The following is a 22030-nucleotide window of genomic DNA, read 5'->3' as shown; positions in this document are numbered from 1 at the left end:
TGAGCTGAGTCGGACGTCCTGTTTTTTTGTCGTTTTCATCAAAAAAGCAGGAAAAAAGTATTGCTTTGTAAGATTGTTTCATTATAGAATAGTTTCACAGAAGAATAGTTCGTTAAGTGAACTATATTGATTCGGAAAGGAGAATGATGAATGAGCACACCGGATGCTAAAAGTCTTATTAATCGCTATTTGGATGCATCTTTTCTGATGACTAAACGATTTGATACCAGAATACGTGAACGTGTAGGGCAGATTTTGACGATGGATCAATTCTGTTCACTCCGACTCATTAATGAGAAGCAGTCTTGCACACCTTCTGATCTGGCAGAGCTTCTGTGCATAGGTAAGAGCAGCATTACCGCTTTGGTCAACAAGTTGGTAGATCGCGATCTGGTCCATCGGGCCGGAGATGAACGTGACCGTCGGGTCGTGTATTTGACGCTGACAGAGACCGGAAGACAGGTGTACAGGGAAACTGAACAGGAAATACAGCAGATTCTGGAGCCGTATCTGGTTCATTTTACACCGGAAGAGGTTCGAATTTTCATTGAATCTTTTGAGAAGCTTGCAGCTTTGCTATCGCATGAAGGAGGACGGGAGAACGAATGAGAACGATACTAAAAGCAAGATGGTGGTTAATGGGGCTATGGGTTGTTGTAGCTGCCGTGTTGATGTTTACCGCCCCTAACATGAGTGAACTGATTCGAGAAAAGGGACAGTTTTCGGTTCCGGAAGGCTATTCTTCCACACAGGCAGCGGCGATTCTGAATGAAGCTGCAGCACAAAAAGGAGAGCAGCAAGGCAGCCAGATTGCCCTTGTATTTTATAATCCGGAAGGTCTGGGTACCACGGGGAAACAAGAGGCAGAGAAGGCCGTTAAGCAATTGGAGGCCGACAAGGAGAAGTTGGGCATTCTGTCCATTCTGGAACCTTTCTCTCAACCTGAATTGTCCGAGAAGATGATCTCGGCTGATGGCAAAACGATTCTAACATCGCTATCCATTGATCAGGGAGATCGTACGGTCAAGGAAATGCGGGAAGACCTGAATGAAGCATTGAAGTCCGTCAATGTGGAGCACTACATAACCGGTAAAGGTCTGATTGATGAGGACACCATTGAAAGTTCACAAGAGGGGCTTAAGAAATCGGAATATATTACAGTTGTCTTTATTTTACTCATTCTGTTCCTGGTCTTCCGTTCGTTTGTAGCTCCGTTTGTCCCGCTGCTGACGGTGGGGATCAGTTACATTGTATCGCAACAGATTGTTGCATTCCTGGTGGATGGGCTGGACTTCCCGATATCCACGTTTACACAGATCTTTATGGTCGCCGTCATGTTTGGGATTGGTACGGATTACTGCATCCTGCTGATCAGTCGATTCAAGGAAGAACTGGCTCATCATGAGAATACGTGGGATGCCATCATTGCCACCTATCGTACTGCCGGTAAAACGGTACTCTTCTCAGCACTAGCCGTGCTGGTTGGATTCATTGCGATCGGGTTTGCCCAGTTTATGTTGTACCGCTCTGCGGTTGCCGTAGCTGTGGGTATTGCTGTGATGATGCTTGCCTTGGTGACCATCGTACCATTCTTTATGGCGGTGCTGGGCAAGAAGTTATTCTGGCCGTCAAAGGGTTCACTTGAACATGCGGAGAGCAAGATCTATGGTGCAGCTGGTCGCTTTTCACTAAAACGTCCATGGGCTGCGCTGCTCATCGTTGCAGCTGTCTGTGCACCACTTCTGGCAACCTACGATGGCAAACTGTCGTTCAACAGTCTCGATGAGATTGGTGAGAAATATGATTCCGTAAAAGCATTCAACATTATCTCTGACAGCTTCGGTCCGGGTGAATCGCTGCCGGGTCAGATCGTCATCCAGAACGATGAAGCGATGGATAATGCGAAGTATATGGCTGTTGCCGAGAAAATTAGCCGAGAAGTAGAGAAAGTAGCTGGAGTCTCTGGTGTCCGCAGTATGACACGACCTACGGGTGATGAGATTAAAGATTTTGAAGTTACACAGCAAGTCGGAACATTATCGGATGGACTGGGTGAAGGCAAGACGGGTCTGGACAAAATCCGTGATGGCCTGAGTGATGCCAGCAGTCAGCTAAGTAAAAATGAACCACAGTTAAAAGAAGCTGCTGATGGAGCAGGTGAACTTACCAAAGGAACCTCCCAGCTGCAATCGGGTATCACGCAGCTCAGTCAGGGACTTGGGCAGATTGAAAAAGGCATTCGAGATGGCTCGGCAGGTGCAGGGGATCTGAAAGCAGGGCTCCAGCAAGCCAAAACGAGTGCAGATCAGCTTGCGCAGGCGAACAATCAGTTGCTTGAAGCCTATCGTCAGGCGGGAGCAGGGGTCGCTGCACTGGGGGATGGAACCCGCGAACTGGAACAACAGCTAAACGGGGTTTCAACAGCTCTAACCAGCCTGTCCGAATCCTTCACAGCACTTGAAGAGCGGTATCCTGAATTACAGCAAGATGCTGATTACCAGCGTATCAAAGGTACGATTGGTGAAACAGGTTCTGGCACAGCGCAGCTTGCGCAAGGTTTGGGTCAGATTAAGACCAAGCTGGGAGAAGCCGCTGTTGGAATTAATCAGGCCAATGAAGGGTTTGCCTCTGCAGCAGCCGGACAAAAGGCGCTTGCCGATGGTCTGGGCCAGATTGTAACGGGAATTGGTCAGTTGCAATCCGGTCTCAAACAGGCTGCGGATGGTCAGGGCAAAGTGATTAGTGAAATTCCTTCCATTCAGGATGGACTTGGCCAGCTTCAGGGTGGTCAGGAGAAAATTCAGCAAGGCTTCTCGGATCTGAGTGGTCAGCTGAAACAACTGACAGATGGCTTGAATCAAAGTGTCGATGGTATTAAACAGGTATCCGGGGGACTGGATTCAGCCCAGGACTACCTGACGCAATTGCAAAATTCACCAGATTCCGATCTGGCAGGCTGGTACGTTCCTGATGAAGCACTGAACAGCAAAGACTTCACACAGGTATTTGATACGTATTTGTCCAAAGATCGGAAAACGATGACGATTGATGTTATTTTCACCGAAAATCCATACGGAACAGAAGCCATTGATCGTGTTCCTGACATTGAGGCCGCAGTACATCGTGCGGTACAAGGCAGTACGCTTGAAAAAGCAGACATCGCCATAGGTGGCGTTACGAGTACGTTTGCAGATTTGCAGGAGATCTCCAATAACGACTATACACGTACTGTAATGCTGATGCTGGCAGGTACATTCATTATTCTCGTCGTGCTGCTTCGCTCGGTCATTATGCCATTGTATCTGATCGTTTCCTTATTACTGGCTTATTTCACATCGATGGCGTTAACCGAAGTGATCTTTGTTAATATCCTCGGATTCGCAGGCATCAGCTGGGTTACTCCGTTCTTCGGATTTGTTATGCTGATTGCACTTGGTGTGGATTATAGCATCTTCCTGATGGACCGTTTCAATGAGAACAAAGGCATGAAAGTACAGGATGCGATGTTGTACGCGATGAAGAACATGGGCACCGTTATTCTATCTGCAGCGGTCATTCTGAGCGGTACATTTGCTGCCATGTATCCATCCGGTGTTCTTTCGATGATGCAGATTGCCACAGTAGTCCTTAGCGGATTGATCTTGTATTCTCTGTTGTTCCTGCCATTCTTCGTCCCAGTGATGGTGAAGATGTTTGGCCGGGCCAACTGGTGGCCGTTCCCGAACAAGGAACAATCAGATTCCGTTGATTCGGATCGGACTATAGGCATGTAATGCATTGCAATGAATCAGGCTCTGCCGCGTTATGCGGTAGGGCTTTTTTCTTTTTTTACCTTTACAGAGAAGAAATATGGTTTTATGCAAAAGAAAGGTGCATGCCTAAGGACACCATCCCGCGCCTTGTCTTGCCACTCATCATAAGATATAGAGCAGTTCATTATTGTTCAGAGAAATCACAGCAGAGAGGGGCGACGGGATGGTATATCGATATGTGGCTATAGGGGATTCATTAACGGTAGGTACAGGAGCGTTGCTGGGCACCGGCTTTGTTCCTTTATATCGGCGAATGGCAGAAATGAATGTTCGTACGTTTGTATCCATGGAAAATATGGGCGTGAATGGACTGACGTCGGGGGAAATGTTGCAGATGATCTCTTCGCATCCCCGAGTGCGGCAATCGCTCCGTGAAGCGGATATCATTACCATCTCCATTGGCGGGAATGATCTGATTCGTACGTTCAAAGCAAGTAATGGCATTCCAAATGCCAGCAAAATGACACAGGTGCTCGGAGAAACCCGTAGTAATGTATCCCAGATTATGCGGCACATTCGGCAGTTAAAGGGCAACAGTGAGTATATGGTCCGATCCATCGGATTGTACAACCCGTATCCACAAGCGACGGAAGCTGCGTACTGGGTGCGCCAATATAATTCGTTTCTGAATGGAGCGGGATCGGGCAACTATGCGTGTGCTCAGGTATATGACAGGTTTGAAGGTCGTGAGCGTGAACTGTTGTTCTGGGACAGAGTACATCCCAATGCAAGAGGATATCGTGTCATTGCAGAGCAGCTTAATCGGACTGGATACTATCCATTCTCTTGATAGTTTCGGAACTGAACTAGACCGAGCGATGGACTTCCTTTAAGATAAATAAAAGACAGTTCCATTTTGTGAGATAAAGGGGTTAATTTTTGGTGCAAAACATCGATTCCGGTTCCCTCCATCCTTCAGAGCAGCAGCGTATATCCGAAGTGTTGGCCTTATATGGTTTCACATCGGACTGGAAAGGCGAGCGTGGAAAGGGTGGGATGAATAATTCTACTTACATGCTCCATGTAGACGGGACTAATTACGTCATGAGACAATATGAAACACATAATGATCCGATGAAAATCGCCTTTGAACACGAGGTGCTGGAAGCCCTCCAACGTTCGAACTTTAAGCTTGATACACCTTCACCTGTAAGGCGGTTATCTGGTGAGGGAGGTACGTTCCTTCCTGTAAAAGATACCCTCACAGGTCATACCAAAATAGTGACTCTGTTTCATTATCGGGAAGGCGTCAATCCCACCTGGCATACACCAGATCAATTGATCGGGCTCGGTAAAGCGGCGGGTGCCCTGTCTTCTGTTATGGCTACGCTGGATATATCACTTGAACCTGTGTATCCACCATACTATCGAATTCAGGATGCGTATCCGCTCTGTACTCCAGAACGATTATTACAGCTATGCACATCGCCGCCGGAGCAATTGGTCGCCTGTGCGAATGAGTTGAAAGAACTGAGGAATGCGTTGCCAGATTTGTTTGAAGCCCTGCGAGGGATGGAACAGTTGCCGCATCAATTGGTTCATGGGGACGTGAATGCCTCGAATGTATTGGCAGATCAGCAGGATGGTGAAATCTGTGCCATTTTGGATTTTGAATTTGCGACATGGGATTTGCGGGTAATGGAGCTGGCTGTTCCGATGTCTGACCTCCTTACCATGGACAAGAGTGAAGATTGGATGTGGCAGGCACAGGAGGGACTGATCAGGGGATTTCGGGAACAGGTCAACCTGGAACCTGAAGAGTTGCTGGCCATACCTCGATTGATTCTGCTGCGTAGTCTGGATGTGGTCATGCATTTCATCAGTCGGATGTTCGAGGGTACAGATGAACCGGAAGTGGCTGTGGAGCAAATTGTGAAACTCAAACAGCGAATCGACTGGATGTCCGTTCATGAAGAACGATTGCGTGAGATATTGGTATATTAATATCGCTGTTATGAATAAAGTGCACTGTTTCTGCTCATATGAGGGCAGAGATCAGTGCACTTTTATTGGTTAGAAAAGTGATATATGAAGATTACGGCGTATAGCGGATGACATTACAATCCACGTTTGCGGAACCAACTGCGGACAGCCCAGCGGCGCTCCTGACGTTTTTTGTATTTGGGCAACGAACGATAAACGTTCAACGATTGCTCGTAAGCCTGTTTTGCATCAGCATTGCGCCCGAGGGAACGGTGAACCGAGCCGAGCAGATAATAAGCTTCACTGGAAGAGGAATGAATCTCCTGAAACTGATGCACATAATCCAGCGCTTTGTCCTCATGCGTATCTTTGAAGGCTCCAGCAAGGGTTAGGTACGGGCGTCCGTACTTGACTCTGGGGTTGATCTCGAGGGCTTGCAAAATATGACGTTCGCCTTTTTCGATGTTACCCAGATGAAGCTCAGTCGTCCCCAGTGCCTCCCAGTACTCAGCTGATTGTTCGTAAGGCCGCTCCAGTTCAAGCAATAAGGCATGTGCCTCATTGTAACGCTTGCGCTCAATTAACAGGCGAGCCAGTTCCAGCTTGGAAGAAACTTCATTGGGACTCATGGCTAGCTGCTGCCGAAGCCGTGAGATGTTACGCATACGTTTGAGAGGTTTTGTGAAGCTTGGGAATACCCCAACGTAACGACGATCCAGGAAATACAGTATAACGAGTAAAATGAGGATGGCAATGAACGGATTACCTACAATCCGCCATAGAAGACCAAAGATAAGAAATTTAATAAGCACAGGTTCAACTCCATTTATGATGTAATACAAACCGAGATTATCATACCACATCTTCCATATGAAAGAATATGTGGATATATATGATTAGGGCGTGTCCCAAACTAGCGGAGTTTTCAGACACGCCCTAGAGTCGTGGACCTATGTTCTGGACTGGTTCTATTTTAACGTGAACTGTTCATGGTTCTGCGATAAGCTGCGGGAGTTGTACCGGTTAATTTTTTGAATTGACGGTAAAAGTGGGGCAGACTGTCGAACCCGCAAGCATCGGCCACGGCTGCCATCGTCTCATCGCCTTGCACCAGATGCTCTTTCGCCATAATGACCCTTCGGGCTAATGCGTAATCCGTCAAAGTCATTCCCGTGTATCGTTTGAAGGCACGACTGAAATGGGCAGGGGATACCGAGGCATACTGAGCCAGTTCATGCAGGGAAAGGCCATTCCGAAGGTTATCGTCAATATGAGAGATCGTAGAAGAGAGCCATGAGGGACCCGGAGCGGATTTACCTGGATTCGCAGGTCCCGCGGCTTCCAGACGTTCCAGAAAAATGAGCAATAGGTGCAGCCTTAACAGGGCCGCATGTGCGCTTAGATGATGACCGAGCTGAAATTCGGCCTGAATGTCATCAATAAGGGCGGCTACCTGAGATTGCTCCTCTGTGTTCAGATGTCTCTTATACACGCGTTGTCTGCGACAACGTTCAAACAGACTCAGCAAGGAAGAAGCAGCGCCTCCGGCGGTGGATGCCAGCAATCCCGGGCTGAAGAACAATGCGGAAGATGTAACAGGATTGCCCGCATCCGGCAAGGCTCGATGAACCGTGCTACCAGGTATAATGAACAGATCTCCTTCCTGCATATTCTCAAGACCCGTATCAATAAAGATGCTTCCCTGTCCACGATATACATAGATAATTTCATGCCAGTCGTGAAGGTGATCTGGCAATTCGTTCTGAGGGGATTTGGTGTCGCTGTACACCAGGCGGAACGGAATACCTGATTCTGCCTGAATAGTCGTACGAACAGGTGAACGCTCCATGGATGCTCCTTTCCAGACCAACGTCTTCAACGAGATGTTATATCTGGTCATTAGAGAGTATATTTACCGCAATATAAGCAATTTAATTTCCTTTTATTGATGATACAATGAATTTAAAGCGTTTACAATAAAAGGGTGCGAAGCCTTTGCATTGCATTCCGATAGTACAAATAATCGATGAGGTGAGTGTCCATGTCGGCAAGCACGAAACGGCCAAGGTTGAAGCTGAATTTACTGGGGAGCGATGGTCAGCGCAAGTGCAAGGAGATTATGGAGCGTCCCGTGAAGGTTTTGCAGATCGGAGAAGGTAATTTCTTGCGGGGATTTGCAGACTGGATGCTTCATGAGAGTGCCAGACAAGGCAAATTCCATGGAAGTGTAGCTGTTACCCAACCACGTCCGGGAGGCAAAGGCAAGCTGGAGCAGATTCGTGATCAGGACGGATTATATACGATGATTACGCGAGGTCTGTCTCAAGGGAAGCCAGTTGAGCGGACAGAGTTGATCTCCATTTTCTCACAGTGTATCAATCCGTATGAGGAATGGGATGCCTTTCTGAACTTGGCGGAACTGCCTTCACTTGAGTTCGTTATTTCCAATACAACCGAATCAGGATTGAAATATACGTATGCGGACTATATCGAGGGTGAACCCATTCAATCATTTCCAGGGAAATTAACGGTTTTCCTGCATCAGCGATATTTGAAATTTGAAGGTGATCCATCCAGAGGTTTGATTCATCTGCCATGTGAGCTGCTTGAAGGCAATGGTGATGTCCTGCGCAGCTGTGTCCTCCGGCACAGTGAGGATTATGGGTATTCAGATGGTTTCCGCTCATGGATCGAGAACCATAATCACTTCCTGAACAATCTGGTAGATCGAATTGTCACAGGTGCGCCGACCCAGGAGGAAGCCGATTCCCTGACGAATCGCTGGGGGTATGAGGACCAGCTGATTAATACGGCAGAGCCATATCATTTCTGGGCCATTCAGGGTGATGAATCATTGGACAAAAAACTTCCTCTCAAGCAGGCAGGTCTGAATGTACATTGGGTGAAAGATCTGAAGCCTTTTCAGGTACGCAAGGTTCGTATTTTGAATGGGGCACATACCTTAATGTCATCCCTCGGCATTCTGCAAGGCAAGCAACATGTGAGAGAAACGATGGAAGATCCGCATTTTGGCTCATGGATCAGGGAAGCTGTGCATCAGGAGATCCTGCCTGCTCTGGATATGCCTGATCATCAGCTGGACCAGTATGCAGAAGAAGTGTTCGAACGGTTCCTTAACCCGTATATTGATCACAAATTGCAAGATATTGCTTTGAATACGATCGGAAAATTCAAGGTGCGTGTGCTGCCTACACTTTTGTCTTACGAGCAAAATCAGGGAAGATGGCCAGAACGTTTAGTTCAAGGGTTTGCTGGATTATTGTGTCTCTATCGTCCAGTAAATACGCCAGAAGGTTACAAGGCACAACGACTGAATGGGGATGACATTCTGCTGCGGGATGACCCGGATGTCCTGGCTGCTTTGGCTGCACACTGGGACGGTTATGACACGCTTAACAGGGATCAGAAGCAACTGGATAACCGGGTAGCGGCTGTGTTGTCGGATACCCTGATCTGGGGCGAAAATCTGGATGCAAGAGAAGGGCTGCGTGCAGCACTTGTTCGTGAAATCGGTTTGTTGGAAGGTGAAGGGAAATGAACAAAACAACTACAATCAATGACTGGATTGCCATTCAACCGCAGGATGATGTTATTATAGCGCTTCGGGACTATGTCAAAGGAGAACGTATTACACTGCCGGACGGTGTTTCCTTTACACTGCTGGATGACGTACCGAAGGGACATAAGATTGCTGTGCATACCCTGGCGCCAGGGGATGATGTGATGAAGTATGGTTTCTCCATCGGCATTGCCCAAGAGCAGATCGAGCAGGGAAGCTGGATTCATAGTCACAACCTGAAGACGGGTCTGCACGGATTGCTTGAATATGAGTACCAACCGGGAGCCCAGGTTCAGACGGACATGCCTCCGGAACATCTACGCTCATTCGATGGATATTTGCGCCCCAATGGTGAAGCAGGTATTCGTAATGAAATCTGGATTGTGAATACGGTTGGATGTATCAATAAAGTGTGTGAAGCTTTGGCACGCATGGGTCAGTCCCAGTTTGGAAGCCGGGTAGATGGTGTGTTTCACTTTCCACATCCATTGGGGTGTTCACAGCTTGGTGATGATCTGAAGTATACACAACAGCTGCTAGCCTCCTTGGTGGAGCATCCGAATGCAGGAGGCGTGCTGGTGATTGGTCTGGGTTGTGAGAACAATCAGGTTGACGAGTTCCGTGAATGTATCGCGCCGGAATACCGAGGTAAAGTACGGTTTCTCAAAGCACAGGAAACAGATGACGAGCTTGAGGAAGGGCTTCGGCTGATGGAAGAACTTGTGGAGATCGCCGAACATGAACAACGGCAGCCGCTTCCGCTAAGCAAACTCAAGATTGGACTGAAGTGTGGTGGTTCCGATGGTTTATCCGGCATTACAGCCAATCCACTGGTCGGTGCAGTTGCTGATATGCTGGTTGCTGCTGGCGGTACGGCTATTCTGACTGAAGTTCCTGAGATGTTTGGTGCGGAGACGATCTTAATGAACCGGGCTGCCAATAAGCAGGTATTTCACGATTTGGTGGATTTAGTGAACGGCTTCAAGCAATATTTTGTAAACCATGGCCAGAACATCTATGAGAATCCTTCACCTGGTAATAAGGCTGGTGGTATCACAACGCTGGAGGAAAAGTCACTTGGATGTACACAAAAGGGAGGACGTTCTTCCGTAGTTGACGTTCTGCGCTATGGCAAACGTGTAACTCAAACCGGTCTGAACATTGTAGAAGCACCTGGCAATGATCTGGTATCTGTTACGGCACTGTCTGCGGCCGGCGCACATATTGTACTCTTCACAACAGGGCGGGGCACTCCCTTCGGAGGTCCGGTACCTACCGTCAAGATTGCGACTCAATCCGATCTGGCGAATCGCAAAAAACACTGGATTGACTTCAACGCAGGCCAGCTGTTGGAGGGGCAGAAGATGGATGAGGTCAAAGTACAGCTGTTCAGCCAGCTGATTGACATTGCTTCAGGACGTTCACATACACTCAGTGAGCAGCATGGATTCCGGGAGATTGCCATATTCAAGGATGGCGTAATTCTCTAAATCCATTCAGGATGGAGGCTGTTAATCGTCTGGGTTGCATTATAGGGTGAACCACAGCCAATTCCGGTTGAAATCTGCACTACAACCGGGATTGGCTTTTTTTAGATTCATCGGCTGCCAAGTGCTTTGGTGATGCTTGATAATGCGGCGGGTGAAGCATGTTGCTGTAGTTGCGTAACCAGCAGTTCACGTGCCTCTTCTACGCTGCCTTCAAATGGTTTAATGCCATGACGTTGCATCCAGTGATCTGCGGTCTCATATGCGGAGCTGTTCCATGCGACTTTGCCTTCTGCGAGCCCCTCTTTTTCTTTGGTTCCACTGATCACAATGGCTGCACAGCCCTGAAGGTCCAGAAGCCCACGGTCAAATGCTTTTTTGTCCTCTTTTGCCCCAAAACCGGCTTGTGATCGCAAAGCACGTCCATCGATGCCTTCCTGTTCTGCAACTAACGCATGGAGTTTGAACGCTTCACGGGAGAGCAGACCCGCTTCATACTGTTCCTTGATGGTTCTGGAGTCGGCAAGCAGTCTGTGTACCCAAGGGAAGTATTCAGATGAGACAAGAAGCGCTTTCTTTTTGACAAATTTTCCATATGCAGCAATGCCCTCTTCAGCCAAGCGTGAACGCCATAACCAAGGATCGAGTTCATCATCCTTGTGCCAATGTTCTTTGGGGGTTAGCGATGACAGAGAAGGATATTCGGCAAATAGGGGGGCCAGAGGCAGCAGCCCAATAGACTGGATACGCTGTACTGCTTCTTCGTACGTTATAACGGGTTCATATGTCATGATATCAGTAGGCTCCTTTTTGTGTGTAGTCAGGCTACGACTTGGTTGAAGCAAGGTATTTTTGGCTCACTTCCTCGGCATGCTGACGAATCTCACTGCGAAGTTGGAGGGGTTCAATCACTTCAGCTTCACGTCCCAATCGGTAAAAGAATCGGACGGCCCAGTCCCATTCCCCTGGTGGACAAAGGAATGACAATTCCCAGAGATCCGGGGCAATTTCAGTCATCTTTTCGCCGATGTGCTCGTCCTGTTCGGCTTCAATCATTCCCCGATAACTCAGATGTGCCCTAATCAGGGTTGGCGGCTGTTCTGGAGGGAGCGGCTTACTCTGCTGTTGCTCCGCCTGTTCGTTAAGCACCTGTGCATCCTGTGGTTCGATCGCCTTGACTTCGATAATTCGGTCAACCCGGAACAGACGCTGTTCACTATGTTCGAGGGAATATGCTTCACAGTACCAGAAACCAGAGGAAGCATACACCCGTGTGGGACAGATATGCAACCATCGCTGACGCGATACGGAGCGGTACAGCACACTCAGCCACCCGTGTTCGGGTAGGCATGCCAGCAGTGCGTCCAGATGAGGAAGAATGTAATTGCGGTCTGGAATATGATGATGCAGTTGTTTGAGCATAGGATCAATTCGGGACATGATATCATCCGGAATGATGGCCTTAACTTTATTCATCAGGGTCCAGCGTTTCTCATGAAAGGGGGTGTCCGCGTAGTGACTCAGACCCTCAAGAGCGAATATGAGCGTCGCTGCCTCTACCGGGTCCAGCTGTAATGGGGGCAATACGTAACCTTCCATAAGTCTGAAACCGCCTCCCGGACCGGAAATGGCAATAATGGGCACATTCATCTCGGAGAGGGACTGAATATCCCGGAGAATCGTGCGACGGGAAACTTCAAATTTCTCGCCTAATGAGTGTGCCGTTTCGTGACCATGCTGTAATGCCATTACGATGGCAGCAAGCCGATTTGTTCTGTTCATGTCAGCCACTCCGTTTCGATCTGCGCCGCCGGAAAGTGATGTCGTAGTTATACATCTATTGTAACAACGAATAAGTGACATCATAAGTGTCACCAATATTTCAGCTGTTCATAATTTTATAATTAATCAGCAACAGGGTTCACAAGCATGTTCCGGCAGGCATTGTTAAAATGTGTGTCTCGTCCAATTCGCTTTGCATACTGATATTTCCTTCTATCAAAAAGACCACATATAATGCCAAAAACCCGCATCCGGTGTAGACGGATACGGGAAGTAGCAGCTTTTGGCTTGAAGAAGACGATAAAGGTCTGAAATCTATACCAATATCCTCGCTGAAGACAATAACAAGTACAAAAGGAATGAATATGTGACACTTTGTATCACGGGCATTTTTATCGCATAGTGTTATTCCGAATTATTACAATTAAGCGAAATCGCTTATTTCATTTCGAGCAATTGCACCCCGCGGGCTTCAATCTCAACATTTCCCGAAAGCTCGCGATTGGTGAGCAGATCACGTGCTTTAGCTGTTCCCAGATCATAGGATTGCGTGGTTGCGTTATGGTTCATGACAAACAGGTAGGGTTTGTCGTCTTTGGTTCTTGCGCTTACTTCAACACCATCTGGTGTCTCAAGCAGGGACTCTACGTTCTTGGCTGCTGCAAGCTGTCCCAGCAAACCATCCAGGAAACGTTCATCCGGGTCGGATGCAACGTACCAGGCTTCACCTTGACCAAAGGTATTACGTGTCACAACAGGCATGCCTTTGTAAAAGTCGTCTCCATACTCCGCGATGACTTCAGCTCCTTCACTGTGCAGCAGGTCACACAGCATACCGCAGCCATATTCTCCTTGAAGATCACCGTAGGCTTCTTTGAGGACAATGCTATTTTTTTGCTCAGGCAGCAGGGCATCAATCTCTTCCACCCAGATTCCGAGCAGTTTACGGAGCTCTCCCGGATATCCACCTGTGGTCACGAGATCGTTCTCGTTCACAATGCCACTGAAGAAGGTTGTCAGGAATGTTCCACCTGCTTCAACGTACTTCTCCAGTTTGGCGGCAAACCCTGGTTTAACCATGTAAAGAACAGGGGCAAGGACAATGTCGTATTTGCTCATATCCGTATCCACACTGATGATATCTACTTGTATGTTGCGGCGGAAGAAGGCTGCGTAGTATTTATGGATCTGATCCACATAGTTCAGGGCAACCGTAGGTCCGCTTGATTTTTCGATGGCCCACCAGTTATCCCAGTCGAACACAATCGCTACTTTGGATTCAACAGATGCATCCAGCGTGGTATCTCCAAGGATGTGCAATTCCTTGCCCAGCTCAGCGACTTCGCGGAATACACGTGTATTCTCATGCCCAGCATGCTCAATAACTGCACCATGATACTTCTCACAGGCACCGATGGAGCGGCGAAGCTGGAAGAACATGATCGTATCGGCCCCGTGCGCAACAGATTGATAACTCCACAGACGCATTACACCTGGACGTTTCAGTGAGTTATACGGCTGCCAGTTCTGCTGACTTGGTGTTTGCTCCATCAGCATGAACGGTTGACCATCTTTCAGTCCGCGCATAAGGTCATGAGCCATTGCCGTGAAGCTGACGGGGGTTGCGAGACCGGGATAGCTGTCCCAGGAGACGATATCCATATATTTTGCCCATTTGAAATAGTCCAATTGCTTGAAGAATCCCATCAGATTGGTAGTCACAACGGATTCCGGGATGTGTTTTTTGATCGCATCGTATTCCAACAGATAACAATCCAGCATGCTGTCGGAGTTAAATCGGGAGTAGTCCAGTGAGATTCCCTGGAACGTTGAATTGTTGTTGCCCCAGTGTTCGCTCAGGTTGTTCGGTAATACAATTTCGTCCCAATCGTAGAAGGTATGCCCCCAGAAATTGGTGTTCCAAGCTTTGTTGACCTGTTCCAGAGTCTGATAGCGTTCTTTCAGATACACGCGGAACGCTTTCTCACAGTTGTCACAGTAACAGTCACCGCCATATTCATTGGAGATGTGCCATACCAGAACAGCGGGGTGATCCTTGTATCGTTCAGCCAGTTTATCAGCAATCTTCTCAGCGTATTTGCGATAGGTCGGGCTGTTGGGACAGGAATTATGGCGCCCACCGAATTTGCGTTTGCGTCCATCGGCATCTACACGAAGCACGTCTGGATATTTCTTCGCCATCCAGGCCGGATGGGCAGCTGTGCTCGTTGCAAGGCATATATAGACACCATTCTCATATAAACGATTAATCAGTTGGTCGAGTTCTTCAAAACGGTAAGTAACTTCATCAGGCTGAATCAGTGCCCATGAAAATACGTTGATTGTGGCAATATCAATGCCTGCCAATTGGAACATGCGCAGGTCTTCAAGGTGGGTTTCGTGGTCCCACTGTTCCGGGTTATAATCGCCGCCGTAGAACATTTTGGGTAGTTTGCTGCTAATCAATGTGTTCACCTCTTGTATAAGAATAATCCTATACTATATGATACATATGACTTTTAAAATATAATAAAAGTAATGACTGATATAAGAATACGGAAGTGTATTTCAGCTTATACCCAAGGAGGCATCCCATGCTTATCTCACCCCGACATCAACGATATTTCATGACATCACGTGATCAGCCGCTGCCCCTTTATATTGAGAGCCTAGGTTATAACGGCAATCAGGAGAAAGTGTCCAGACCTGTGGGGTACCCCTGTTACCATTGGCTTCAGACCGTGAAGGGAGCCGGTGAATTCAGATTTGCCGGGTCCACGGTCATACTGGGGGAAGCATCCGGTATTTTGCTGCCGCCGAATGAACCGCATGAATATGTGCGCGCTCAAGGAGAGTGGGAGACACTTTACATTACATTTGGTGGTTCCCAGTGTCCGGCAATCATGGAGTCGCTTAGTCTGGGTGAAGCGGCGTTCTATCAGTGGGAGCAGAGCAGCCCATTTAACGATTACGGCCAGAAAGTGCTGGATTCAATCAGCAGTGATCAAGATTTGTCGGGACTCGAAGCATCAGCGGATATATACCGATTTCTGATTTTGCTCAAAAAACATGGCATGACGGGTAATCGTTCTTCCATCTCACATGCCGTGGAGAGACTCGCTCCGCTCATTGCATTCATGGAACAGCAATATGCGAATCCCGAGATTGGGCTCGAACATATGGCTGCCGTAACGGGGATCTCATCCAGACATCTGAACACCTTGTTCAAGCAGTCCTTTGGCATGACAGCCTATAGTTATTTCATTTTGCTGCGTATCCGCAAAGCCAAGGAAATCATGACCGCAGACCATAGACCCACGATTAGGGAAACTGCAGTTAGGGTAGGGTTTCGAGATGCAAGTCATTTTGTTGCCACCTTTCGCAGGATTGAGGGGGTGACTCCTGAACAGTTCCGTAATTTGTACTAACATGTACCCAATTGAACAAAAAGTGATGCCAGGAAGGTATTGATGCGTTAGGGTCATTACCGTTATGATGGTATCGATTCCTGAGATTCGAAAACGTTTAAACGGACCCATGGTTCCGTTCTACTTGGAGAGGATGATTGAAGATGACAACAACTATACCCTTATGGGATCATGCTGCACCTTATGCAGCCCAGGGCCATGAAGACGAAATGCCACATTTGATTCCTTTTATTCAGCCTGGTTCCGAGAGCGCTGTCATTGTATGTCCAGGGGGTGGCTATGGATTTTTGGCTGATCATGAAGGTGCTCCAATAGCCGAATTGTTGAATCGTGCAGGCATCAGTGCATTTGTCCTGAAATATCGGGTGGCGCCTCACCAGCATCCTGCACCGATAACAGATGGTCAGCGTGCCATACGTTATGTTCGTGCGCATGCCGAGCAGTACGGCATCAACCCTGCCAAGATTGCAGTACTTGGTTTCTCCGCAGGCGGACATCTCACAGCAACACTGGGAACGCTGTATGATGAGGGACAACCGGATCATGAGGACCTCATTGAACGCCAAAGTTCACGCCCGGACCGAGTTATTCTCTGTTATCCGGTAATTACGATGGAGTCCTATGGACATGCCGGTTCCCGTGAAAATTTGCTTGGGTCTGACGCGTCTGCCGAGCAGATCAAGGCTTTCAGTGCGGAGCAGCAGGTGAGAGCGGATGCTCCTGAAGCGTTCATCTGGCACACCAGCGATGACCAGGCAGTGCCTGTAGAGAATAGCTTGCGTTACGCACTTGCATTGGGTGCGCATGGTATTCCCTATGACTTGCACGTTTTTGAGAAAGGCTCTCATGGACTTGGATTGGCTGAGGACAACCATGCGATTCGGGTATGGTCAGATCTGTGTCTCACATGGCTCAAGAATCAAGGTTGGTAAGTATATTAGCGCTTTAGAGCGAAGGAGAAAATGACGATGAAATTGCAGAAAAATGACAAGCTTCTGTTTATTGGCGATTCGATTACAGATTGTGGTCGGGAACATCCTGTAGGCGAAGGCAGTTCAGGTCTGGGCCACGGTTATGTTGCGCAAGTTTATGCCCTGCTGCGGTCCATCTATCCGGAATTGATGTTGCGTATCCAGAATGTGGGTAATGGTGGGAATACGATTCGTGATCTGAAACAGCGCTGGGATCGTGATGTGCTTGACCTTAAACCGGACTGGCTGACGATCATGATCGGCATTAACGATGTATGGCGTCAATTCGACAACCCATTGTCAACAGAATCACATGTGTTTCTTGAAGAATACGAATCCACATTACGTGAACTGGTGGCTTCGGTTCGTCCCAACCTGAAAGGTCTGGTACTGATGACGCCTTATTATCTTGAGGCCAATCCGGAAGATCCGATGCGGGCAACGATGGATATCTACGGAGAAGCGGTACGCAGGGTAGCTAGTGAGTATGATGCAGTGTATGTGGATACACAGGCTGCATTTGCTCCATTTTGGGATCATTTCTATACGTCTGTGCTGACTTATGACCGGGTACATCCGGATGCTACGGGTCATATGGTACTGTCCAAAGCATTCTTGGATGCCATCGGATTCGAATGGTCAGGCGGCGTCAAATCTGAATAAGGACGTGATGGCATGAGCAACGTAACTGTAGCAGTACAAACCCCGGCATTACTGGGGGAAGGCCCAAGCTGGGATGCGGAGAACAATCGATTATTGTGGGTAGATATTGAGAGCTTCAAGGTGCATGTGTATGATCCGGCTACAGGGCAGGATCAGGCTTATGATGTCGGTGAACATGTCGGGGCTGTTGTTCCTTATCGTGGTGACGAAGTTGTGGTTGCTTTACGCAGTGGATTCTATACGTATCACTTGCATACGGGTGAGTTGCTTGCCATTGAGGACCCTGAACAAAATAAGGATACCAATCGTTTTAATGATGGAAAATGTGATGCGCAGGGCCGCTTCTGGGCAGGCACGATGAGCATGAATAATGAGAGCAAAGCCGGTTCGTTGTATTGTTTGGAGCAAGGGCAACCCGTTCGCACAATGGTACAAGGTGTGTCTACATCTAACGGCCTGGGCTGGAGTCCGGATCGGCAGACCATGTATTACATTGATACCCCGACACGTTCTATTGACCGGTTTGATTTTGATCTGACGGCAGGTACGATACATAATCGGACAAGTGTCATTCACATACCGGAGGAATTCGGTTTTCCGGACGGGATGACGGTTGATGGTGAGGGCATGCTGTGGGTTGCGCACTGGGGCGGAGGAAGAGTCACTCGCTGGAACCCGCATACATCAGAACTGTTGCAACAGATCGAGGTGCCAGCAGATCAGGTAACATCCTGCTGTTTTGGTGGACCAGATCTCGAAGAGTTATACATTACAACAGCACGTATAGGGATTAAGGAAGAACGTCTGAAAGAGACACCGGATGCGGGCTCACTTTTTGTCATCAGACCGGGGGTTAAAGGGCAGGAGACTCACGCTTATGGTAGCCAGAAATAAACAGGTGCCAGTCATGTAGTGAACCTCTTCCTGGTATGCCAGGTAAGAAAAAATTCCATTTTTACTCTTATATAAATGTCGAAAGGTGCTGTTCTAACAGCATCTTTTTTTGGTGTATAAACAAGTTTAAACACTGAAAATATTTTACAAAAATCGGAATTTCGACAGAGGGGTTTGGGGGTTGCTAGCGAATGTTATTTATTGAAAGTATTATCCAGATAACCGCGAATTAAGAACAATTATGTAAGCGCTTAAAAATCTGACCGGAAGGGGGTGAGGCTTCTTGTATCAAGGGATGCATTGATTCGTCTGGCACGCCATCATCAGCACGATGAGACAGCGGGGATAGACCGAAATGCAGTAACGAAGTAGAAGAGGAGGATAAGTTGATATGAGAACGTTTATGGGAAAATTACGAATAATGAGCTTGACGGTTGCCGTAGTAACCGCTTCGCTGGGAGGACTTGCTGGAACTACAGCGGCGGCACCGAGTGAAGCCTATGAGTGGAAAAATGTGGTGACTGGTGCAGGAGGCGGGTTTGTACCGGGCATTATTTTCAACGAGTCGGAAAAGGATCTGATCTACGCCCGTACGGATATCGGGGGAGCCTATCGCTGGAATGCGGCTGACGAGAGGTGGATACCCTTAACGGATTTCGTCGGCTGGGATGACTGGAACAAGAATGGTGTGGACGCACTGGCTACGGACCCGGTTGATCCCGATCGGGTGTATATGGCAGTTGGGACGTATACGAATTCGTGGGACAAAAATAATGGCTCCATCTTGCGCTCTACGGACCGTGGAGATACATGGCAGACCACAACACTTCCGTTCAAAGTGGGCGGTAACATGCCGGGACGTTCAATGGGAGAACGCCTGAACGTAGACCCGAATGATAACAGTATCCTGTATTTCGGTGCACGAAGTGGTCATGGGTTATGGAAAAGTACCGATTACGGTGTGACTTGGAACGAAGTCACAAGCTTCCCGAATCCGGGAAATTATGTGCAAGACCCTTCGAATGAGTATACCAGTGATATCGTAGGTCTGGCATGGATTACGTTTGACAAAACAACAGGTTCGCCAGGGCAGGCAACCCAGACAATCTATGTGGGTGTTGCGGATAAAGATCAAAGCGTGTATCGCAGCACAAATGGTGGCATGACCTGGTCAGCGGTTGCTGGTCAACCTACAGGTTATATCCCACATCATGGTGTGCTTGATTCAGACGGAAGCCTCTATATTACGTACAGCGATGGTGTTGGACCCTATGATGGGGAAAAAGGTGACGTGTGGAAACTGAACACGTCGACAGGTGTATGGACCAACATCAGCCCTGTTCCAAGCAGCAGCACGGATAATTATTTTGGATATGGCGGGTTGGCTGTCGATGCACAGAATCCAGGTACATTGATGGTTGCGACATTGAATTCCTGGTGGCCGGATGCCACCTTGTTCCGCAGTACAGATGGCGGAGCGACATGGACACGCATATGGGAATTTGAAGGATATCCGAACCGGAAGTTACGTTATACACAGGATATCTCGGCAGCGCCATGGCTCACATTTGGCACCAATCCTGCCCCACCCGAAACAACCCCAAAACTGGGCTGGATGATCGGTGATCTGGAGATTGATCCGTTTGATTCGGATCGCATGATGTATGGAACGGGTGCTACGATCTATGGAACGAAGAACCTGACAGACTGGGATGATGACGAAAAAATCAATATTTCAGTGATGGCGAAGGGTGTTGAGGAGATTGCTGTGCTGGATCTGATCAGCCCGCCAAGTGGTGCACATTTGATAAGCGGATTGGGGGATGTCTCTGGATTCCGTCATAACAATCTGGACCAGGCTCCAGCTACCATATTTACGAGCCCGAACTATCCTTCCACAGAAAGTCTGGATTTTGCAGAGTTAAGTCCAAATACGATGGTTCGCGTCGGTAAAGCAGATTATGCTGCTGATCCAAATGCAAAATCCATTGGTTTGTCCAGTGATGGAGGCACTACGTGGTATAAGGCCAATGCAGAACCTGCCGGCACAACCGGAGGGGGGACCGTAGCCATCTCTGCGAATGGTAACCGACTCGTATGGAGCACGTCAGATAAAGGCGTACATTATTCGACTGGCGGCAATTCATGGACGGCAAGTACGGGGATACCTGCACAGGCGAAAGTGATTTCTGATCGTGTCAATCCTAACATATTCTATGGATTTGCAGCGGGTAAAATCTATGTGAGTGTGAATGGTGGTGCTACCTTCACAGCATCACCTGCGACTGGGCTTCCGATAGAAGGAAATGCCGATCTGGATGCCGTTCCGGGTGTTGAAGGTGAACTCTGGTTTGCAGGTGGTAGTGAGGAAGAAGGTCCTTACGGATTATGGCATTCCACGGATTCAGGGGCGACATTCACGAAGCTTGCCAATGTAGAGGAAGCAGACAGTATCGGCTTTGGTAAAGCGGCTCCTGGGCAGAACGTTGTTGCGTTATACACGGTTGCACAGATCGATGGAACACGTGGATTCTTCCGCTCCGATGACGGTGGGGGCAATTGGGTTCGTATCAATGATGATCAGCATCAGTATGCCCGTGTAACCACAATTACGGGTGATCCGCGTCTGTATGGAAGAGTATATCTCGGAACAAATGGCCGCGGAATTTTGTATGCTGACCGTGTTGGAGGTAACAATGGCGGGGGTACACCAGTGACCAACTCTGCGATTACACCGGCTACAGCCGAATTTGATCGTAAAGCAGGCAATCAGATTAATATTCCAATCACGTTAACGCTGAACGGCAATACACTTGTATCCATTCGTAACGGGAATGCAACGCTGGTTTCAGGTACAGATTACACGTTGACAGGCAATGAGGTCGTATTAAGTAAAAACTATCTTGCTTCCCTGCCAAATGGCACAGCGGCGATAACCTTTCAATTCAGCGCAGGCGCTTCTGCGACCTTGAATCTGCTCATTAAAGACACGACAGCTGCACCTGCTGGAACCATACGCATTGAGATGTTTAACAGCAACACTTCAGCGACGGGCAGTTCGATTAGCCCTAAATTCAAACTGACAAATACGGGGACTACAGCATTGAATCTGTCTGATGTGAAAATCAGATACTATTACACGATAGACGGCGAACAGCCTCAGAACTTCTTTGCTGACTGGGCGACTGCTGGCAGTGCGAATGTAACAGGCACGTTCAGTGCGCTCAATCCAGTACGGACAGGTGCTGATCACGTGCTTGAGATCGGTTTCACGGCTTCGGCTGGAACATTGAATGCGGGACAAAGCACAGAAATCCATACTCGCATCTCCAAGAACAATTGGACCAACTATACGCAAACGGATGATTATTCTTTTGCAGGTAGTCAGACTTCCTATACGGACTGGACCAAAGTCACCGGTTATATCGCGGGAAGTCTCCAGTGGGGTATTGAACCATAAGTGAGTGATTTAAACGAAATAAAGGATTGA

The 22030-nt window shown here is 48.2% G+C and carries 16 protein-coding genes; 11 read left to right on the top strand and 5 right to left on the bottom strand.

The features are described 5' to 3' along the window. Positions 1 to 150: 150 nt before the first annotated feature. From QVE09_RS07950 to QVE09_RS07935, 4 genes are all read left to right on the top strand, one after another. On the top strand, positions 151 to 609 hold the full coding sequence (locus tag QVE09_RS07950) for a MarR family winged helix-turn-helix transcriptional regulator (RefSeq protein ID WP_315936376.1): 459 nt from the start codon (positions 151 to 153) through the stop codon (positions 607 to 609). Further along, positions 606 to 3773 (top strand): MMPL/RND family transporter, encoded by a 3168-nt coding sequence (locus QVE09_RS07945; RefSeq protein WP_315936375.1) that lies wholly within the window; start codon positions 606 to 608, stop codon positions 3771 to 3773. The genes QVE09_RS07950 and QVE09_RS07945 overlap by 4 nt, the downstream gene beginning before the upstream one ends. Positions 3774 to 3975: 202 nt before the next feature. Further along, positions 3976 to 4602, top strand: coding sequence for a GDSL-type esterase/lipase family protein (locus tag QVE09_RS07940; RefSeq protein WP_062833735.1), 627 nt, complete (start codon positions 3976 to 3978; stop codon positions 4600 to 4602). A 92-nt stretch (positions 4603 to 4694) separates the two neighbouring features. After that, positions 4695 to 5756, top strand: a complete 1062-nt coding sequence (locus QVE09_RS07935) for a phosphotransferase (RefSeq protein ID WP_315936374.1) — start codon at positions 4695 to 4697, stop codon at positions 5754 to 5756. Positions 5757 to 5869: 113 nt separating this feature from the next. Here the strand turns inward: QVE09_RS07935 and QVE09_RS07930 are convergent, their stop codons facing one another. Beyond that, the gene (locus tag QVE09_RS07930; protein WP_311516946.1) at positions 5870 to 6547 is read right to left on the bottom strand and encodes a tetratricopeptide repeat protein; all 678 of its coding nucleotides are present in this window, start codon (positions 6545 to 6547) and stop codon (positions 5870 to 5872) included. Positions 6548 to 6708: 161 nt separating this feature from the next. Then, positions 6709 to 7584: a helix-turn-helix domain-containing protein gene (locus QVE09_RS07925; RefSeq protein ID WP_315936373.1), complete on the bottom strand. Its 876-nt coding sequence runs from the start codon at positions 7582 to 7584 to the stop codon at positions 6709 to 6711. 192 nt (positions 7585 to 7776) lie between these two features. Here QVE09_RS07925 and QVE09_RS07920 point away from each other — a divergent pair, with 192 nt between their 5' ends. Both QVE09_RS07920 and QVE09_RS07915 read left to right on the top strand, forming a co-directional pair. Continuing rightward, on the top strand, positions 7777 to 9294 hold the full coding sequence (locus QVE09_RS07920; protein ID WP_315936372.1) for a tagaturonate reductase: 1518 nt from the start codon (positions 7777 to 7779) through the stop codon (positions 9292 to 9294). Then, complete coding sequence (locus tag QVE09_RS07915; protein WP_315936371.1) at positions 9291 to 10805, top strand: UxaA family hydrolase; 1515 nt, start codon at positions 9291 to 9293, stop codon at positions 10803 to 10805. The genes QVE09_RS07920 and QVE09_RS07915 overlap by 4 nt, the downstream gene beginning before the upstream one ends. A 107-nt stretch (positions 10806 to 10912) precedes the next feature. On the opposite strand, the gene QVE09_RS07910 is transcribed toward QVE09_RS07915, so the two are convergent. The 3 genes from QVE09_RS07910 to QVE09_RS07900 form a co-directional block, all read right to left on the bottom strand. Next, positions 10913 to 11593 (bottom strand): AlkZ-related protein, encoded by a 681-nt coding sequence (locus QVE09_RS07910; protein WP_315936370.1) that lies wholly within the window; start codon positions 11591 to 11593, stop codon positions 10913 to 10915. Between the two features lie 34 nt (positions 11594 to 11627). After that, complete coding sequence (locus QVE09_RS07905) at positions 11628 to 12584, bottom strand: helix-turn-helix transcriptional regulator (RefSeq protein ID WP_315936369.1); 957 nt, start codon at positions 12582 to 12584, stop codon at positions 11628 to 11630. 438 nt (positions 12585 to 13022) lie between these two features. Next, positions 13023 to 15050: a beta-galactosidase gene (locus QVE09_RS07900; protein WP_315936368.1), complete on the bottom strand. Its 2028-nt coding sequence runs from the start codon at positions 15048 to 15050 to the stop codon at positions 13023 to 13025. 128 nt (positions 15051 to 15178) lie between these two features. On the opposite strand from QVE09_RS07900, the gene QVE09_RS07895 reads away from it, so the two are divergent. The 5 genes from QVE09_RS07895 (at position 15179) to QVE09_RS07875 (ending at position 22000) form a co-directional block, all read left to right on the top strand. After that, positions 15179 to 16012, top strand: coding sequence for an AraC family transcriptional regulator (locus QVE09_RS07895; RefSeq protein WP_315936367.1), 834 nt, complete (start codon positions 15179 to 15181; stop codon positions 16010 to 16012). Positions 16013 to 16155: 143 nt separating this feature from the next. Continuing rightward, positions 16156 to 16944: an alpha/beta hydrolase gene (locus QVE09_RS07890; RefSeq protein ID WP_315936366.1), complete on the top strand. Its 789-nt coding sequence runs from the start codon at positions 16156 to 16158 to the stop codon at positions 16942 to 16944. Positions 16945 to 16980: 36 nt separating this feature from the next. Continuing rightward, complete coding sequence (locus QVE09_RS07885) at positions 16981 to 17646, top strand: SGNH/GDSL hydrolase family protein (RefSeq protein ID WP_315936365.1); 666 nt, start codon at positions 16981 to 16983, stop codon at positions 17644 to 17646. A gap of 12 nt (positions 17647 to 17658) precedes the next feature. Further along, on the top strand, positions 17659 to 18540 hold the full coding sequence (locus QVE09_RS07880; RefSeq protein ID WP_315936364.1) for an SMP-30/gluconolactonase/LRE family protein: 882 nt from the start codon (positions 17659 to 17661) through the stop codon (positions 18538 to 18540). 391 nt (positions 18541 to 18931) lie between these two features. After that, entirely contained in the window at positions 18932 to 22000 is a 3069-nt protein-coding gene (locus QVE09_RS07875) for a X2-like carbohydrate binding domain-containing protein (RefSeq protein ID WP_397387017.1), read from the top strand. Positions 22001 to 22030: the final 30 nt, after the last annotated feature.

Source organism: Paenibacillus sp. ClWae2A (assembly GCF_032452295.1).
Lineage (GTDB): Bacteria > Bacillota > Bacilli > Paenibacillales > Paenibacillaceae > Paenibacillus.
Note: the sequence above shows the minus strand (reverse complement) of the source record. Positions and strands in the feature narration are given on the sequence as shown.

What these genes read in the sequence shown, in the direction of transcription:
- QVE09_RS07950 (WP_315936376.1), top strand. Translation starts at nt 151, where the DNA reads ATGAGCACACCGGATGCTAAAAGTCTTATTAATCGCTATTTGGATGCA.
- QVE09_RS07945 (WP_315936375.1), top strand. Translation starts at nt 606, where the DNA reads ATGAGAACGATACTAAAAGCAAGATGGTGGTTAATGGGGCTATGGGTT.
- QVE09_RS07940 (WP_062833735.1), top strand. Translation starts at nt 3,976, where the DNA reads ATGGTATATCGATATGTGGCTATAGGGGATTCATTAACGGTAGGTACA.
- QVE09_RS07925 (WP_315936373.1), bottom strand. Translation starts at nt 7,584, where the DNA reads ATGGAGCGTTCACCTGTTCGTACGACTATTCAGGCAGAATCAGGTATT.
- QVE09_RS07920 (WP_315936372.1), top strand. Translation starts at nt 7,777, where the DNA reads ATGTCGGCAAGCACGAAACGGCCAAGGTTGAAGCTGAATTTACTGGGG.
- QVE09_RS07915 (WP_315936371.1), top strand. Translation starts at nt 9,291, where the DNA reads ATGAACAAAACAACTACAATCAATGACTGGATTGCCATTCAACCGCAG.
- QVE09_RS07910 (WP_315936370.1), bottom strand. Translation starts at nt 11,593, where the DNA reads ATGACATATGAACCCGTTATAACGTACGAAGAAGCAGTACAGCGTATC.
- QVE09_RS07905 (WP_315936369.1), bottom strand. Translation starts at nt 12,584, where the DNA reads ATGAACAGAACAAATCGGCTTGCTGCCATCGTAATGGCATTACAGCAT.
- QVE09_RS07895 (WP_315936367.1), top strand. Translation starts at nt 15,179, where the DNA reads ATGCTTATCTCACCCCGACATCAACGATATTTCATGACATCACGTGAT.
- QVE09_RS07890 (WP_315936366.1), top strand. Translation starts at nt 16,156, where the DNA reads ATGACAACAACTATACCCTTATGGGATCATGCTGCACCTTATGCAGCC.
- QVE09_RS07885 (WP_315936365.1), top strand. Translation starts at nt 16,981, where the DNA reads ATGAAATTGCAGAAAAATGACAAGCTTCTGTTTATTGGCGATTCGATT.
- QVE09_RS07880 (WP_315936364.1), top strand. Translation starts at nt 17,659, where the DNA reads ATGAGCAACGTAACTGTAGCAGTACAAACCCCGGCATTACTGGGGGAA.
- QVE09_RS07875 (WP_397387017.1), top strand. Translation starts at nt 18,932, where the DNA reads ATGAGAACGTTTATGGGAAAATTACGAATAATGAGCTTGACGGTTGCC.